Origin of the sequence: Comamonas testosteroni ATCC 11996, assembly GCF_000241525.1 — a bacterium.
Lineage (GTDB): Bacteria > Pseudomonadota > Gammaproteobacteria > Burkholderiales > Burkholderiaceae_C > Comamonas > Comamonas testosteroni.
On record NZ_AHIL01000002.1, the window covers coordinates 367328 to 382599 of the forward strand.

General features: G+C 61.3%; 16 protein-coding genes. 13 read left to right on the top strand and 3 right to left on the bottom strand.

The window, feature by feature from the left end:
* The first annotated feature begins 98 nt into the window (after window positions 1–98).
* The 3 genes from CTATCC11996_RS01585 to CTATCC11996_RS01595 all read left to right on the top strand — a co-directional run bounded on the left by CTATCC11996_RS01585 (window position 99) and on the right by CTATCC11996_RS01595 (window position 2875).
* On the top strand, window positions 99–1292 hold the full coding sequence (locus CTATCC11996_RS01585) for a phosphoglycerate kinase (RefSeq protein ID WP_003072267.1): 1194 nt from the start codon (window positions 99–101) through the stop codon (window positions 1290–1292).
* A gap of 295 nt (window positions 1293–1587) precedes the next feature.
* The gene (locus tag CTATCC11996_RS01590; protein WP_034347941.1) at window positions 1588–2067 is read left to right on the top strand and encodes a Crp/Fnr family transcriptional regulator; all 480 of its coding nucleotides are present in this window, start codon (window positions 1588–1590) and stop codon (window positions 2065–2067) included.
* Between the two features lie 142 nt (window positions 2068–2209).
* Window positions 2210–2875, top strand: a complete 666-nt coding sequence (locus CTATCC11996_RS01595; RefSeq protein ID WP_034347942.1) for a hypothetical protein — start codon at window positions 2210–2212, stop codon at window positions 2873–2875.
* 23 nt (window positions 2876–2898) lie between these two features.
* On the opposite strand, the gene CTATCC11996_RS01600 is transcribed toward CTATCC11996_RS01595, so the two are convergent.
* Window positions 2899–3456, bottom strand: a complete 558-nt coding sequence (locus CTATCC11996_RS01600; RefSeq protein ID WP_003066840.1) for an adenine phosphoribosyltransferase — start codon at window positions 3454–3456, stop codon at window positions 2899–2901.
* 111 nt (window positions 3457–3567) lie between these two features.
* On the opposite strand from CTATCC11996_RS01600, the gene CTATCC11996_RS01605 reads away from it, so the two are divergent.
* From CTATCC11996_RS01605 to CTATCC11996_RS01620, 4 genes are read left to right on the top strand one after another with little or no spacing between them, the layout of a single operon-like run.
* Window positions 3568–4569: a KpsF/GutQ family sugar-phosphate isomerase gene (locus CTATCC11996_RS01605; RefSeq protein ID WP_003072271.1), complete on the top strand. Its 1002-nt coding sequence runs from the start codon at window positions 3568–3570 to the stop codon at window positions 4567–4569.
* A complete protein-coding gene (locus CTATCC11996_RS01610) occupies window positions 4569–5129 on the top strand; it encodes a KdsC family phosphatase (protein WP_003072273.1) in 561 nt (186 codons plus the stop codon). Before CTATCC11996_RS01605 ends, CTATCC11996_RS01610 begins: the two co-directional genes overlap by 1 nt.
* Window positions 5126–5746: an LPS export ABC transporter periplasmic protein LptC gene (gene lptC, locus CTATCC11996_RS01615; RefSeq protein ID WP_003072275.1), complete on the top strand. Its 621-nt coding sequence runs from the start codon at window positions 5126–5128 to the stop codon at window positions 5744–5746. Before CTATCC11996_RS01610 ends, lptC begins: the two co-directional genes overlap by 4 nt.
* A gap of 3 nt (window positions 5747–5749) precedes the next feature.
* On the top strand, window positions 5750–6541 hold the full coding sequence (locus tag CTATCC11996_RS01620; protein ID WP_003072276.1) for an SDR family oxidoreductase: 792 nt from the start codon (window positions 5750–5752) through the stop codon (window positions 6539–6541).
* Window positions 6542–6638: 97 nt separating this feature from the next.
* Here CTATCC11996_RS01620 and CTATCC11996_RS01625 read toward each other — a convergent pair whose 3' ends face one another.
* Window positions 6639–7130 carry an RNA recognition motif domain-containing protein gene (locus CTATCC11996_RS01625; protein WP_003072277.1) on the bottom strand — a complete coding sequence of 164 codons (492 nt, stop codon included), beginning with the start codon at window positions 7128–7130 and terminating at the stop codon, window positions 6639–6641.
* Window positions 7131–7369: 239 nt separating this feature from the next.
* Window positions 7370–7762 (bottom strand): RNA recognition motif domain-containing protein, encoded by a 393-nt coding sequence (locus CTATCC11996_RS01630; protein WP_003072279.1) that lies wholly within the window; start codon window positions 7760–7762, stop codon window positions 7370–7372.
* Window positions 7763–8256: 494 nt separating this feature from the next.
* On the opposite strand from CTATCC11996_RS01630, the gene CTATCC11996_RS01635 reads away from it, so the two are divergent.
* The 6 genes from CTATCC11996_RS01635 (at window position 8257) to CTATCC11996_RS01660 (ending at window position 15271) form a co-directional block, all read left to right on the top strand.
* Window positions 8257–8826 carry a TMEM165/GDT1 family protein gene (locus CTATCC11996_RS01635; RefSeq protein ID WP_003072281.1) on the top strand — a complete coding sequence of 190 codons (570 nt, stop codon included), beginning with the start codon at window positions 8257–8259 and terminating at the stop codon, window positions 8824–8826.
* 216 nt (window positions 8827–9042) lie between these two features.
* On the top strand, window positions 9043–10251 hold the full coding sequence (gene metX, locus CTATCC11996_RS01640; protein ID WP_003072283.1) for a homoserine O-succinyltransferase MetX: 1209 nt from the start codon (window positions 9043–9045) through the stop codon (window positions 10249–10251).
* The gene (gene metW, locus CTATCC11996_RS01645) at window positions 10248–10832 is read left to right on the top strand and encodes a methionine biosynthesis protein MetW (protein ID WP_003066861.1); all 585 of its coding nucleotides are present in this window, start codon (window positions 10248–10250) and stop codon (window positions 10830–10832) included. The genes metX and metW overlap by 4 nt, the downstream gene beginning before the upstream one ends.
* 303 nt (window positions 10833–11135) lie before the next feature.
* The gene (locus CTATCC11996_RS01650) at window positions 11136–12620 is read left to right on the top strand and encodes a methyl-accepting chemotaxis protein (RefSeq protein WP_003072287.1); all 1485 of its coding nucleotides are present in this window, start codon (window positions 11136–11138) and stop codon (window positions 12618–12620) included.
* A gap of 112 nt (window positions 12621–12732) precedes the next feature.
* Window positions 12733–14226, top strand: coding sequence for a M20 family metallopeptidase (locus tag CTATCC11996_RS01655; RefSeq protein WP_003072289.1), 1494 nt, complete (start codon window positions 12733–12735; stop codon window positions 14224–14226).
* 169 nt (window positions 14227–14395) lie between these two features.
* Complete coding sequence (locus CTATCC11996_RS01660) at window positions 14396–15271, top strand: alpha/beta hydrolase (RefSeq protein WP_003072291.1); 876 nt, start codon at window positions 14396–14398, stop codon at window positions 15269–15271.
* Window position 15272: the final 1 nt, after the last annotated feature.

Genomic DNA, 15272 nt, shown 5'->3' on the forward strand with positions numbered 1-15272 from the left:
AAAGCGATGCCTGAAAGAGGTGATCGCCCTAGAATGCAGGCAGATTTTTTGTTTTCCAACCTTTGTATGGGCGACTTTCGGAGTCGCTTTTTTGCTGCATGAACATCATCCGCTTCTCCGATCTGTGCGCCCAGGGCAAAGCCCAGGGACAACGTGTTTTCATCCGTGCCGACCTGAACGTGCCCTTGAACGACGCCGGTGAAATCACCGAAGACACGCGTGTGCGCGCTTCCGTGCCGGCCATTGAAATGGCTTTGAAGGCCGGCGCTGCCGTGATGGTCACCAGCCACCTGGGTCGCCCCACCGAAGGCGAATTCAAGCCCGAGGACTCGCTGGCCCCCGTGGCCAAGCGCCTGTCCGAGCTGCTGGGCCGCGATGTGCCCCTGGTCGCCAACTGGGTGGATGGCGTACAGGTCGCGCCCGGCCAGGTCGTGCTGCTGGAGAACTGCCGTGTCAACGTGGGCGAAAAGAAAAACAAGCCCGAGCTGGCCCAGAAGCTGGCCAAGCTCTGCGACATCTTTGTGAACGATGCCTTCGGCACCGCTCACCGCGCCGAAGGCACGACCTACGGCATTGCTGAATACGCCCCCATCGCCTGCGCCGGCCCGCTGCTGTCGGCTGAGATCGATGCGCTGAACAAGGCCCTGGCTGCGCCTGCACGCCCTCTGGCCGCCATCGTGGCCGGCTCCAAGGTGTCCACCAAGCTGACCATCCTCAAGAGCCTGGCCGACAAGGTGGACCAGCTCATCGTGGGCGGCGGCATTGCCAACACCTTCATGCTGGCTGCCGGCCTGAAGATCGGCAAGAGTCTGGCCGAGCCCGATCTGGTGGCCGATGCCAAGGCCGTGATCGACGCCATGGCTGCCCGTGGTGCCAATGTGCCCGTGCCCACCGATGTGGTCACCGCCAAGACCTTTGCTGCCGACGCCGTGGCCACCGTCAAGAAAGCCTCCGAAGTGGCAGACGACGACATGATTCTGGACATCGGCCCGGAAACCGCAGCCCTGCTGGCCGAGCAGCTCAAAAAGGCCGGCACCATCGTCTGGAACGGCCCCGTGGGCGTGTTCGAGTTCGATCAGTTTGCCAATGGCACCAAGGTCATCGCTCAGGCGATTGCCGAGTCACCCGCCTTCAGCATTGCCGGCGGCGGTGATACTCTGGCCGCCATTGCCAAGTACGGCATTGAAAAGGATGTGGGCTACATCTCCACCGGCGGCGGCGCCTTCCTGGAAGTGCTGGAGGGCAAGAAGCTGCCCGCCTTCGAGATCCTTGAAAAGCGCGCCAACGGCTGATTTTTTTGAAATAGGTCTCTAACCTATATGGGTAGAGCCATATCAGCTATCAAAAAAGGATCGACTAGTCGATCCTTTTTGCTTTGACGCGGATGAAGATGCAGACACTTTGGGGAAGTAAAAGTAACTCCGCACCGCAAGTGATTGGCGGGACTGTCAGAGTCGCTTAGCATTCAGCCTGCGTTGATGGTGAGCCATGGCGCGCTATGAATTTCTTTTGCCCTGAGCTGCCGGGATGTGTATCCGGATTTGTCCACCCGGATGACATGCGGCGTTCGCGTTCTACCCACTGCTTATGTTCGCTTCAACACCTCAGGATTTGTCGGCGCTGATCCAGGCGATGACGACCTCGGTTGCCACCGATACCGCCCAAAACGTACTCAGTGCCGCTCAATGGGAGCTGTTGGCGCCGTATCTGCAGCCGATCAATCTGGCGGCCAGCGAGGTGTTGTTTGCCGAAGGGGCGCTGGATCGCAATCTGTATCTGGTGGAGTACGGCTCGCTGAGCGTGCATTACCAGGATTCGAAGGAAAGAATCCGCCTGGCATTGGTGGGACCGGGGGCGATTGTGGGGGAGGGAGCCTTCTTCGCCCATCGACCACGCAAGGCCACGGTGCAGGCCGCAGCGCCCAGCCGTCTATGGTGTCTGACGGCGCTGCGTTACTCCGAAATTGCCAATCGCCAGCCTGCTCTGGCCCTGGCGCTGCTGACCATGGCGGGCCAGGTGCTGGCCCGCCGCGCAGGAGACAGTCGCCGCCGGGTGGCCAGCACCTGAGTGAAGATTTTTTGTGTTTCGACCGGGCCGGGCGCTTGATCCACGTCGGACAAAGGCTAATATTTCGGTAAATGTCACGAGCTGCTCCAGACCTGGAGGCAGAATGTGTCTTGTTGTAAATCCTGCTTGTTCGAGTGTGCTCATGTCCCTGTTCCGATGGTTTTCTCGCGGGCCTCGCCGAGAAGGTAGCACGCAAGCACCGCGCCACCAGGATGATCCCGTAGCGCGTCAGTCGCAGCGTCGTGAGCGCTCTGCCAGACGCGAGCAGTTGTACGTCATCGTGCGCGAAGCCATGGTCAGGGTCGGCATTCTCTCTGCCGGCTACAAATTCAAGGTGCTCTCGCTAGACAGCGTTGGTCAGCGCTTTGTCGTGATGGTGGATCTGGCTCCTGCATACGCTGCGGATGCTCAGCAGCAAAGACGTATCGAGGCATTGATTGCCGAGCTCGCCAGAACCCGTATGGATGCAGGGGTTCACGCCGTTTACTGGCGCGTGAACGGGCAGCTTCAAAGCGCTGCCAGCCCTGATTTTGTGCAGACGCAGTTTGACGGGGCTGTACCCCCGATGAAGGCGCCACGTCATGCTCCGATTGCGACACATTCAGGCCGTTCTTTCGAGCCCATTGACGCGCAGGAAATGGACGCGTTCAAGCAGGCTGTGGCCATGGCTGCTGCATCGCCTGCGAGTGTGCGCCCATCACGCCAGGCGCCATTGCTGGGCCCTGGCTCTGGCCATGAGGAAGGCGGCGAATTTGCCGTGTCCGGGCTGGGCTCCCTGGGCACGACGCAGTACGGAGAGCTGCGCTGATTCAGGGCTGTTGCGGGGGCTGCTCAGTGCCCGGCAAAGTCAACCAGAGTGAACAGGGGCAGGCCGCTGTCCTTGAGGTGCTTGGAGCCGCCCAGTTCCGGCAGATCCACAATCGCTGCGCCTTCCACCACGGTAGCCCCCAGCTTTTCCAGCAGTTTCTTGCCGGCCATCATGGTGCCGCCGGTGGCGATCAAATCATCAATCAGCAGCACACGGTCGCCGGACTTGACGGCATCGGTGTGCAGCTCCACGGTAGCGCTGCCGTATTCGAGCTCATAGGTTTCCTCCACCGTGGTGAAGGGCAGTTTTCCTTTTTTGCGAATGGGCACAAAGCCGACGTTGAGCTCGTGAGCGATCACTGCACCCAGAATGAATCCGCGCGCATCCAGGCCGGCCACGACGTCAGGGCGCAGCTTGGGATCCATGTAACGGTGCACAAAGGCGTCGGTCATGATGCGAAAGACCTTGGGATCTTGCAGCAGGGGGGTGATGTCGCGAAATTGCACGCCCGGCGCAGGCCAGTCCGGAACGGTGCGGATATGGTCGCGCAGATAGTCGTTGACGCTGGTGGAAGTTTGCATGGGGCCGCCTGAGTTTTTGAATGCTCGCCAGTGTATGGGCTCGGGCCTGAAATGCGGGTCAAAGGGATGTTGCCCGCTGCCCGGCAAGCATGGGCTGGCTAAAATCCGGGCATGAATTCTGATGCTGCCAATTCGCGTCCGATCGACGCACCGCGAGCTTTGAACCTGGCCCGCGAGGCCCTGGATATAGAGGCCGCTGCCTTGCGTGCGATGTCGGCGCGCCTCAATGGCGCATTCACGGCGGTGGTTCAGCGCATTCTGCAGCTGCCGGGCCGTGTGGTGGTCATGGGCATGGGCAAAAGCGGGCATGTGGGCCGGAAGGTGGCAGCGACGCTCGCGTCAACAGGGACCCCTTCCTTTTTCGTGCACCCCGCAGAAGCCAGTCATGGTGACCTGGGCATGCTGACGCAGGACGATCTGGTGCTGGCCCTGTCCAATAGCGGCGAGACCGATGAGCTGACGGGCGTGTTGCCCGCCATCAAGCGCATGGGCGTGCCCCTGGTGGCCGTGACCGGCGGTCTGCAATCGACACTGGCCAAGCATGCAGACTGGGTGCTGGACACCCATGTCGACAAGGAAGCTTGTCCCTTGAACCTGGCACCCACTGCCAGTACCACGGCTCAGCTGGCCATGGGAGATGCGCTGGCCGTGGCCTTGCTCGATGCCCGAGGCTTTGGTGCCGAGGATTTTGCGCGCTCGCATCCCGGAGGAGCTCTGGGTCGACGCCTGCTGACCCATGTGCGCGATGTGATGCGTCGTGGTGTCGATGTGCCCCAGGTTGTCCAGGACGTGAGCAGCGTGGACCTGATGCGTGAAATGAGTGCCAAGGGCCTGGGCTGCTCTGCTGTGGTCAACGCATCCGGTGAGCTGGTGGGGATCTTTACCGATGGTGATTTGCGCCGCTGTGTGCAAGCCGGCGTGGATCTGCGCAGCCGCACGGCGCAGGAGGTCATGCATGCCAGGCCTTTGACCATCAAGCCTGATCTGCTGGCGGTTGCTGCGGCACGCATGATGGAAGAACATGGCATTACCGCAGTGTTGGTGGCCGATGACAACCAGCGCCTGCAAGGGGTGGTGCATATTCGTGATCTGATGCGTGCCAAGGTGATTTGATGAACCGACCTGCTCTGACACCCCGCCAGCAATGGGACCCACAGCTGTTGCTCAAGGCCCAGGGAATTCGTGTGGCCTTCTTCGATGTCGATGGCGTCCTGACCGATGGCGGCCTTTACTTCTCGGGCGAGGGTGAGGTCCTCAAGCGCTTCCATACGCTGGATGGTCATGGCCTGAAAATGTTGCAAAAGGCCGGCATCACGCCGGCCGTGGTGACAGGGCGAGACTCCGCGCCGCTGCGTCTGCGCTTGAAGCAACTGGGCGTTGAACATGCGCGCTTTGGCACGGAGGATAAAGTGCCGGCTGCCGAGTCCATCCTGGCTGAACTGGGTCTGCAATGGCCGCAGGCCGCCGCCATGGGGGACGACTGGCCCGATCTTCCCGTCATGCGTCGCAGCCACTTTTCCTGCGCACCCGCCAATGCCCATGACGAGGCATTGCATGTGGCGGACTGGGTCAGTGCCAAGAATGGCGGAGAGGGGGCTGTGCGGCAGTTCTGCGATCTGCTCCTGGCCGCCAATGGTGCTTATGTGTCGCTGCTTTCGGGGTATGGCTCATGAGTGGGCAATGGCGCCGTGTGGGCGACAAGGCCTCGATGTACCTCCCCGTGCTCATCATGGGCCTGCTGGCACTGGGCACCTGGTGGCTGGTGCGCAATGCTCCCAAGCCGATTGTCAGTGGCGCGGAGAAGGCCGTGCGGCACGATCCGGACTATTTCCTCAAAGACTTCGTCATCAAGAATTTCGAAGCATCGGGCCGCCTCAAAAATCGACTGAATGGCACGACTGGTGAGCACTTTCCCGATACCGATACGCTGGAAGTCTACGACGCACGCATGCTGAGCTTCACGCCTGATGGACGCAAGACCGTGGGCAGCTCCAACCGGGCGTTGAGCAATGGCGATGGCTCGGAAATCCAGATGTTCGGCCAGGCCGTCATTCAGCGCGAGCCGGTACCTGCAACTGCAACCCAGAAGGCTTTGCCTGTCATGCGGCTGGAGAGCGAATTCCTGCAAATCTGGCCCAATGACGAGCGCGTCAGCACCAACAAGTCTGTGGTCATGACCCGTGGCAATGACAGATTTACAGGTGACAGCATGCAGTACGCGCACCTTGATCAGATTCTGCAGATGCAGGGACGGGTCAAGGGCGTCATCCAGCCCAGCCAGAAGCCATAAGCCATGGCAGGACATGGGGCCGGACTCGTCTACATCACTGGTGCCTCCAGCGGCATAGGTCAGGCCCTGGCCTGGCACTACTACCAGCTGGGCTGGTCGATCGCCCTGGTGGCAAGACGTACCGCAGTCATGGAGCAGTGGGCGCAGTCCATGCGAATGGATGCATCCCGCTACGCCGTTTATGCTGCGGACGTCACGAACATAGCAAGTGCTTGCAGTGCTGCGAATGCATGTCTTGAGCGCCAGGGCCTGCCCGATGTTGTCATTGCCAACGCGGGTGTCAGCTGGGGCGTGGATACCTCCTTGCGCGAGGATCTTGAGGTCATGCAGCAGGTGCTGGCCAGCAACACCATGGGGCTGGCCGCAAGCTTCCAGCCGTTTATTGCACCCATGGTGCGACGCGGCTCCGGGCGTCTGGTGGGTATTTGCAGTGTGGCCGGTATTCGCGGCTTGCCCGGCCATGCTGCATATTCGGCCAGTAAAGCGGCAGCCATTGCTTACTGTGAGAGTCTGCGCGTTGAGTTGCAGAGATCCGGAGTCTCTGTGACCAGTTTATTGCCTGGCTATGTGGACACTCCGTTGACGAAAAATAATCCGTATTCCATGCCTTTTCTGCTCTCGTCCGAGGAGTTCGCAAAGCGTGCTTTTCGGGTTATCGAGCGCAAAGCCAGATATGCGATTATTCCCTGGCAGATGAGGATTGTCGGCAGCGTAATGCGGATGCTGCCCGCTTATCTGTGGGATAGATTGACTCAGGGGAAAACCAGAAAGCCCAGGCACCTAAAAAAGGATTGAGTGGAAGACATTGAGAAAATGACTATGCATTTGAATGTCTTCGAAAATAAATAAAGGCACGCCATCGTGCCTTTATTGCTGAGCTGCTAAAAGAAGCTCATTCGCCGTGGTTATTGCCACCACCGTAGCCGCCGCGACCACCGTGGCGTGGGCCTGAGCCATAGGGACTGCGGAAGCCCCCTTCGCCACGACCACCACCGCCATAGCCGCCGCCGCCATCACCGCGACCATAGCCACCACCTTCACTGCGGCCACCGTAACCGCCATCGCGATTACCGCCGCCAAAACCGCCTTCACTGCGGAAGCCGCCGCCATAACCGCCGGTGCGAGGGGGGCGGGGTTCCATGGGGCGTGCCTCATTCACGACGAGGCTGCGTCCCCCGAGTGGCTGACCATTCATGCCTTGAATGGCAGCTTGTGCTTCTGCTTCGCTGGCCATTTCCACAAAACCAAAGCCTTTGGAGCGGCCGGTGTCTCGTTCCATCATGACGCGTGCACTTGCTACGGCTCCAAACTGGCTGAACGCCTGCTCAAGATCGTTGTCACGCACACCATAAGGAAGGTTGCCGACATACAGCTTATTGCCCATTAATAACTCCTAGCTCCTCAATGCTTCAATGGCGCGATCGAATTCAGGATGTCCACTGCATATCCATGGGAAAACATGCAAAAAGTCCTGAACACTTATTCGCTTGTGAACGGGAAATCCCCGAGAAAGGAATTATGACGGAGAACAATGAAAAAAATAAATGCTCGAAAACCGCATTGCTAACGTTTAGCAACAAAAAAAGGATCCGAAGATCCTTTTTTGTTATTGGCAATAACTGATTAGTAGCTATTGCGACGGCCGTAGCCGCCGTCGCCACGGCCACCGCCGAAGCCGCCGTCACCACGGCCACCGCCGAAACCGCCACCGCCTTCACGGCCGCCGCCGAAACCGCCGCCAAAGCCGCCGGAACGGGGAGGACGGGGTTCCATGGGACGTGCTTCGTTCACGACCAGGTCACGGCCGCCACGGTTTTGGCCGTGCAGGCCTTGGATAGCGGCTTGTGCTTCGGCATCGCTGCCCATTTCCACAAAGCCAAAGCCCTTGGAACGGCCGGTGTCGCGCTCCATCATCACCTTGGCGCTGTTCACAGTGCCGAATTCGCTGAAGCTGTCTTGCAGATCTTGGTCGCGGAAGGAATAAGGCAGATTGCCTACGTAAAGCTTGTTGCCCATGCTGGACTCCTGAAAAAACTTGAAAACGCGATGGAGCCCTAGGGAGTCAGCCTTGGATGACAACATTAGAGACGCTAACGCACTTGCCCCATCCAGAAATTGCTTTCCAGACAAAGACTCAAGCATTATGAGTCACAAGAGAAGCCGTAGTATTACGAAAAGATCAAATTTCGTGCTTGTAACAACATTGTCCTGATGGGAGTTACCCTGAAATACAAAATTTTGAATATCCAAATACGCAGATGCCTTACAAGGTTAAGCATGTAGAATGACGGCTACTTTCTTTGGGGAGTAGGCCGTTCGGCAGCCGTCTGCCGGATGCATGCGTCAACAGACTTGGGTCCTCGTGACCTATGGCGCATGCGGCACAGCGTGCAATGCGCAGTGCGACCGGCCGAGACCATTGATTACGTACCGAGAAAACCTATGAAGAGATAGGCCGGAGTCGGTGCGTGATCAATGCGTTCTGGCAACTCCGGCCGTCTATCCCCATCATGGAAGCCTTTCTCATATCCACCTCCATCGTCGCCCTGGCCGAGATGGGGGACAAGACCCAACTGCTGTCATTGGTACTGGCAGCCAAGTTCCGCAAACCCCTGCCCATCGTGGCCGGCATTTTTGCCGCGACACTGGTCAACCATGCGCTGGCCGGCGCCGTGGGCAACTGGATCACCACGATGCTAGGTCCCGACGTGCTGCGCTGGATCTTGGGGATTTCATTCATCCTCATGGCGGGCTGGATGCTGATTCCCGACAAGTTAGACGATGACGATACCGGCAATGGCGCCGGGCGTTGGGGTGTCTTCGGTACGACGCTGATGCTGTTCTTCCTGGCCGAGATGGGGGACAAGACCCAACTGGCCACGGTGGGCCTGGCCGCCAAGTACCCTCTGTCGTATTACTGGGTGGTGGCTGGCACCACGCTGGGCATGATGCTGGCCAATGCGCCGGTGGTGTGGTTTGGCGAGAAGATCACCAAGAAGCTGCCGATCAAGACGATTCATCGTGTGTGCGCCGTGATCTTCCTGGTGCTGGGTGTGGCGGCGCTCCTGACCAAAGTGTGAAACTACCAAAAGCATAGCTATTCGTACAAGGTTCAAAAGGCTTGGACAGCTTTGACAGGCTCCTTTTGAGTTCGGTGCAATGAATGCAGTACACTGCACTTTCACGCGCCGATTTGCCAAAGCTTGCGGGCGCTTTATAAATCCAGCTAAAGACCCGTCCGCGAAGTGACAGTACACCGACCCGGCCTCGTTTTTAGCGATGCCGGGTTTTTTCATATGTCCTTCATCGCGACGCCTCAGTTCATGCATTTTGATGAGCCGCTGCCCTTGCAAAGTGGTGGCTCCATCGCCGATTACGACCTTGCCTTCGAGACCTATGGCCAGCTCAATGCCGACAAGAGCAATGCCATCGTGGTCTGTCATGCGCTCAATGCCTCCCACCATGTAGCAGGCCGCTACGAGGGCCAGCCCAAGAGCGAAGGCTGGTGGGACAACATGATCGGCCCGGGCAAGCCCGTCGATACCGACAAATTCTTTGTCATCGGCATCAACAATCTGGGCTCCTGCTTCGGCTCTACCGGCCCCATGCACACCAACTCGGCCACGGGCAAGCCCTATGGTGCGGACTTCCCCGTGGTGACGGTGGAGGACTGGGTGGATGCGCAGGCGCGTCTGCTGGACCGCCTGGGCATCGGGAGGCTCGCCGCCGTGCTGGGCGGCAGTCTGGGCGGCATGCAGGCCCTGTCCTGGTCGCTGCGCTATCCCGAGCGCATGCGCCATGCCGTGGTGGTGGCCAGCGCGCCGAATCTGAACGCCGAGAACATTGCCTTCAACGAGGTGGCGCGTCGCGCCATCGTCACCGACCCGGATTTCAACGGCGGCCATTTCTACGAGCATGGCGTGGTGCCCGCGCGCGGCCTGCGCATCGCGCGCATGATCGGTCACATCACCTATCTGAGCGATGACGTGATGAACCAGAAGTTCGGCCGCAGTCTCAGGGCCCCCGCGCTCCTCGCTGAGGGGGCTGACCCGACTCGGGGCGGCCCGGCGCCGGATCGGCGCGATTACCTGTACAGCACCCAGGACGTGGAGTTCCAGATCGAGAGCTATCTGCGCTACCAGGGCGAGAAGTTCAGCGGCTACTTTGACGCCAACACCTATCTGCTCATCACCCGCGCCCTGGACTATTTCGATCCGGCCCGCTCCCATGATGGCGATCTGACCCGGGCGCTGGCCGTGGCCAAGGCCCGGTTTCTGCTGGTGAGCTTCACGACGGACTGGCGCTTTGCCCCGGCGCGCAGCCGAGAGATCGTCAAGTCACTGCTGGAGAACAACCGCGACGTCAGCTATGCCGAGATCGACGCCCCCCATGGTCATGATGCGTTTTTGCTTGATGACCCACGCTATATGGGCGTGATGCGCTCCTATTTTGAAGGCATTGCCAGAGAACTGAACACCACCGAGCGCGCAGGAGACACCGCATGACCGAGTTGACCACCATGAAAGCCATTGCCCAGCTGGTGCCCGAGGGCGCACGCGTGCTGGACCTGGGTTGCGGCGACGGCGCGCTGCTCGAGCATCTGGTGCGCGAGCGCGGATGTACGGGCTATGGCGTAGAGCTGGACGACGCCAATGTGCTGGCCTGCACGCGCCGCGGCGTGAACGTGCTGCAACTCAACCTGGAGGATGGCCTGGCCATCTTCGGCGACAACAGCTTCGATGTGGTGCTGCAGATCGACACGTTGCAGCACTTGCGCAATGCCGAGGTGATGCTGCAGGAGACGGCCCGTATCGGCAAGCAAGGCGTGGTTGCCTTTCCCAACTTTGCACATTGGCAAAATCGCTTCTCCGTGCTGCGCGGGCGCATGCCGGTCACGCGTCGCCTGCCTTACCAGTGGTATGACACGCCCAATATCCGGGTGGGCACCTACAAGGACTTCGAGGTGCTGGCCACCAAGAACCGCTTGCGCATTCGCGACTCTTTCGGTCTGCAAAACGGTCAGGTGGTGAGAAGCTTGCCCAATCTGTTGGCAACAACGGCGGTGTTCCACTTCGAGCATGCCTGATTGCTGCTCTTGAAACAGTAGCTAATGGCGTTTCATTGGCAATGAATTGGGTATTGATTCACATCGAATTTATTGTCTGACAAGAGCTGGTAGCTCTTAAATTTGAGAAGGTTGCACTCCTGCGGCAAAGCGGCGGTGCTGCTGCCGCCGCAATGCAAAAATGTAAGCATTTGATTCATAATCAACTGCTTATTTCTTTTTGATCTGAATCAATGCGCCGAAGCCTCGGCAGGTGCGCGCCTTGCCATGCGTTTTAGTTCCCGTCTCATTTTTTGCTCGGCTGCACCTGCAGCCTTGTTTGTTTTGGCGCTGCTTAGCAGCCAGTGGGGACTGACCCGCACGCAGTCCGATTTCAACGACTACCTGAGGAACAACCAGGCCGTGGTGGCGCAGTTGCAGGAGCTGTATGCCCAGGGTCTGCAATCGGGCCAGGCACTGCGCAATATCGTGATGGATCCGTCGGACGGGCAGGCCGTGCAGAATCTTGGCAACGCCCGTCGGGCCTATGACGCCGCCTATGACGATCTGAGCCGGCGCGTGCAGGGCACGGCCATGGAAGTCGCCGTCAAGAGCTTGCAGGCCTTGCGTCAGGCCCAGTCCGAAGCGCAGGACCAGATCGTGACTCTGGCGGCCGAGGACTATGACACCGCCGCTGCCGCGCTCAAGACCCGGGAAACTCCGGCTTGGCGCAAGCTGCGCGAAGCCGTGCTGCAACAGCTCAAGGCGGCCCGTGATGCGGCCGAAGCATCGCATGCGGCCACGCGTGCCAGCGCCCAGCGCATGCAGCTGTGGTCGGGTCTGCTGGCCCTGCTGGCCGTGGCCATCTCGGCCGTGCTGCTCTGGGTGATGGTGCGCACGCTGCGCAGCGAGCTTGGCGGAGACCCGGCCGATGCGCGCAAGGCGTTGCGCCGTGTGGCCGATGGCGACCTGACCGATGGGAGTTCGGGGGGCATGGCACGGGGCCTGATGGCCGATCTGCAAACCATGCGCGGCGCGCTGCGCGAACTGGTCCAGCGCGTGCACGGCGCATCGGTGCAGATGCAACATGCCTCCAGCGAGATTGCCCAGGGCAATGCCGACCTGTCTGCGCGTACCGAAAGCCAGGCCAGCGCGCTGGAGGAAACGGCGGCCAGCATGGAGCAGCTCAACGCCACCGTGCGCCAGAACGCCGACAGTGCCCAGACGGCCAATCAGTTGGCGCAAAACGCCTCTCAGGTGGCCCAGCAAGGCGGTGCCGTGGTGGCGCGCGTGGTACAGACCATGCAGGACATCAACACCAGCAGCTCACGCATTGCCGACATCATCGGCGTCATAGACGCCATCGCCTTCCAGACCAATATCCTGGCACTGAATGCGGCCGTGGAGGCTGCACGCGCCGGTGAACAGGGCCGAGGCTTTGCCGTGGTGGCCAGCGAGGTGCGCGTCCTGGCGGGGCGCAGCGCCGATGCGGCCAAGGAAATCAAGACGTTGATCACTGCCAGCGTGGAACGCGTGGCAGACGGCAGTGCGCTGGCCGACCAGGCAGGTCACACCATGGGCGAGATCGTCGCTGCCATTCACCGCGTGACGGACATCATGGGCGAGATCAGCGCAGCGAGTAACGAGCAGAGCGCAGGTGTGGCCCAGGTCGGCGAGGCTGTCATGCAGATGGACCAGGCCACGCAGCAAAACGCTGCCCTGGTGGAGGAAAGCGCAGCCGCTGCCGAGGGGCTGCGCCAACAGGCCGAAAGCCTGCTGACAGAGGTTTCCCGCTTTCAGTTGGAGCGCGAGGCACTGGCATTGCACTAAACCCTGATCCGCCATGTCAATGCCTGCGGCGCAGGCACCGGCATTGGCGCACAATCACGGGCATGGCGCGAGCCCGTCATGGCTCGTAGCCCCGTTACTGAAGGAGCCGCCCATGAACGCACGTACTCCCACCAATCTGCTGCAGCCACAGGATGCGCTGCAGCACATCACCGAGCAGTGGGACCAGAGCATCGTCCCCGAGCTGACGAACTACATCACCATCCCTGCCAAGTCGCCCATGTTTGCCCCGGACTGGGAGCAGCAAGGCCATATCGCCACCGTATTGCGCAACGCTGCGGCCTGGGTGGAGGCGCAAAAAGTGGCCGGGCTGAAGCTGGAAGTGATTCAGCAGCCGGGTCGCACGCCGGTCATCTTCTTCGAGGTGGAAGGTACGGCCGAGAAGGCCTCGACCAGCCCCACGGTGCTGATGTACGGCCACCTCGACAAGCAGCCCGAGTTCGAAGGCTGGCGCAGCGACCTGGGTCCCTGGACGCCCAAATACGAGGACGGCAAGCTCTATGGCCGTGGCGGAGCCGACGACGGCTATGCGGTCTATGCCAGCGTGGCGGCGATTCAGGAGCTCAAGCGCCAGAACGTGCCCCATCCGCGCATCGTGGCCATCATCGAGACCTGCGAGGAAAGCGGCTCGGCCGATCTGCTGCCCTATGTGGATGCCTTGCGCCCGCGCCTGGGCGATGTGGGCCTGGTGATCTGTCTGGACAGCGGCGCCGGCAACTACGACCAGCTGTGGCTGACCACCAGCCTGCGCGGCATGGCCAGCGGCACGCTCAAGGTGCAGATCCTCACCGAGGGAGTGCACTCGGGCGATGCCTCGGGCGTGGTGCCCTCGTCCTTTCGCATCATGCGGCAGGTGCTGGATCGTCTCGAGGACAGCAAGAACGGCCGCGTGCTGCCGCAGAGCTTTCACTGCGAGGTGCCGGCCGAGCGCATGGCGCAGATCCGCGCCACGGCGGAGATCCTGGGCGAGGACGCCTATGCGCGCTTTCCCTGGGCGCATTACGACTGTGGCGGCTCGGCCCGTGTGTCCCTGCCCACGACCACCGATCCCGTCCAGGCTCTGGTGCGCCGCACCTGGGAGCCCACGCTGAGCGTGACCGGTGTGGAGGGCATGCCCAATCTGCAAAATGCCGGCAATGTGCTGCGCCCCTACACGGCCTTCAAGCTCAGCCTGCGCCTGCCGCCGCTGGCCGATGCCGCAGCCTGCGTGCAGGAGATGAAGGCCCTGCTGGAGGACAACGCGCCCTATGAGGCCCGGGTGACCTGGGAAGGCCTGTCCAGCTCCAGTGGCTGGAATGCGCCGGGCATGGACGGCTGGTTCGAGAATGCGCTCAATGCCGCCAGCCGGGCCCACTTCGGCGCCAGCTGTGGCTATATCGGGCAGGGCGGCACGATTCCGCTGATGAATATGCTGAGCAAGGGCTTCCCCAAGGCGCAGATGATGGTCTGCGGCGTGCTGGGCCCCAAGAGCAATGCCCACGGCCCCAACGAGTTCCTCCATGTGCCCTATGCCAAGAAGCTCACGGCTTCGGTGGCCGAGGTGATTGCCGCCATGGCCCGCCATCAGACCGAGGTGGCGCAGGCCTGACGGAAGCATCGAGAAGACAGCCGCTGGCGCTTGTATCCAAAGCGTCTGGCGCTATCTTATTTGATAGCGGCATGGCCGGTTTCCGTGGTCGGACAGGGGGCAGCCACTGTTGACGCGCGCTGGCGGCGGCTGCATCCTGCAAACTCTTGCCAGCCTGAAGAGATCGTGCATGACGCCCACCGACTCCAGTACTCATCTGTCCCGGCTGCTGCATATGGCCGCATCGGACGCCACCCAGCTTGCGCTGCGCGACTGGCCGCTGGCGCCGGGCGTCAAGCCCCGAGCCCAGGTGCTGCTGGTGCATGGCCTGGGCGAGCACAGCGGCCGCTATGCCGCGCTGGCGCAGCGGCTCAACAACCTCGGCTTTGCGGTGCGGGCCTATGACCAGTACGGCCACGGCCTGTCGGGCGGGCCGCAGGGCGGCCTGACCAGCGATATGCGCTTGCTCGACGATCTGGCGGTGGTGCTGGACGCCACGCGTGCCGCCATGCCCAAGCATCAGCCCCTGGTGCTGCTGGGGCACAGCCTGGGTGGACTGGTGGCAGCAGATTTTGTCGCTTCGGGCCTGCGTCATGTGGACGGGTTGGTGCTGTCCTCGCCGGCGCTGGCCCTGCATCTTTCGGCGGTGCAAAAGGCGCTGGTGGCGAGCCTGCCCAGACTGCTGCCCAATCTGCGCGTGGCCAATGGCGTGCAGTCCGCCCATCTCTCGCATGATCCCGAAGTGGCGCTCGCCTATGACGCCGATGCGCTGCAGCACCGGCGCATCAGCGCCCGGCTGGCGCGCTATATGGCCGAGGGAGGTCGCCATGTGCTGTCCAAGGCGCCGGCCTGGTGCGTGCCCACGCTGCTGCTGTGGGCGGGCGAGGACAAGCTGGTCAACCCGGCCGGCAGCGCCGCCTTTGCCGCCCAGGCACCACGCGATCTGGTGCAGTCCCAGTGCTTTGAGACGGCCTATCACGAGATCTTCAACGAGAGCCCTGAACTTGCCGCGCCGGTATTTGCGCGGCTCGAGCAGTGGCTGGACCAGCGCTTTCCCACGGCTTGAA

What these genes read in the sequence shown, in the direction of transcription:
- CTATCC11996_RS01585 (WP_003072267.1), top strand. Translation starts at nt 99, where the DNA reads ATGAACATCATCCGCTTCTCCGATCTGTGCGCCCAGGGCAAAGCCCAG.
- CTATCC11996_RS01590 (WP_034347941.1), top strand. Translation starts at nt 1,588, where the DNA reads ATGTTCGCTTCAACACCTCAGGATTTGTCGGCGCTGATCCAGGCGATG.
- CTATCC11996_RS01595 (WP_034347942.1), top strand. Translation starts at nt 2,210, where the DNA reads ATGTCCCTGTTCCGATGGTTTTCTCGCGGGCCTCGCCGAGAAGGTAGC.
- CTATCC11996_RS01600 (WP_003066840.1), bottom strand. Translation starts at nt 3,456, where the DNA reads ATGCAAACTTCCACCAGCGTCAACGACTATCTGCGCGACCATATCCGC.
- CTATCC11996_RS01605 (WP_003072271.1), top strand. Translation starts at nt 3,568, where the DNA reads ATGAATTCTGATGCTGCCAATTCGCGTCCGATCGACGCACCGCGAGCT.
- CTATCC11996_RS01610 (WP_003072273.1), top strand. Translation starts at nt 4,569, where the DNA reads ATGAACCGACCTGCTCTGACACCCCGCCAGCAATGGGACCCACAGCTG.
- lptC (WP_003072275.1), top strand. Translation starts at nt 5,126, where the DNA reads ATGAGTGGGCAATGGCGCCGTGTGGGCGACAAGGCCTCGATGTACCTC.
- CTATCC11996_RS01620 (WP_003072276.1), top strand. Translation starts at nt 5,750, where the DNA reads ATGGCAGGACATGGGGCCGGACTCGTCTACATCACTGGTGCCTCCAGC.
- CTATCC11996_RS01625 (WP_003072277.1), bottom strand. Translation starts at nt 7,130, where the DNA reads ATGGGCAATAAGCTGTATGTCGGCAACCTTCCTTATGGTGTGCGTGAC.
- CTATCC11996_RS01630 (WP_003072279.1), bottom strand. Translation starts at nt 7,762, where the DNA reads ATGGGCAACAAGCTTTACGTAGGCAATCTGCCTTATTCCTTCCGCGAC.
- CTATCC11996_RS01635 (WP_003072281.1), top strand. Translation starts at nt 8,257, where the DNA reads ATGGAAGCCTTTCTCATATCCACCTCCATCGTCGCCCTGGCCGAGATG.
- metX (WP_003072283.1), top strand. Translation starts at nt 9,043, where the DNA reads ATGTCCTTCATCGCGACGCCTCAGTTCATGCATTTTGATGAGCCGCTG.
- metW (WP_003066861.1), top strand. Translation starts at nt 10,248, where the DNA reads ATGACCGAGTTGACCACCATGAAAGCCATTGCCCAGCTGGTGCCCGAG.
- CTATCC11996_RS01655 (WP_003072289.1), top strand. Translation starts at nt 12,733, where the DNA reads ATGAACGCACGTACTCCCACCAATCTGCTGCAGCCACAGGATGCGCTG.
- CTATCC11996_RS01660 (WP_003072291.1), top strand. Translation starts at nt 14,396, where the DNA reads ATGACGCCCACCGACTCCAGTACTCATCTGTCCCGGCTGCTGCATATG.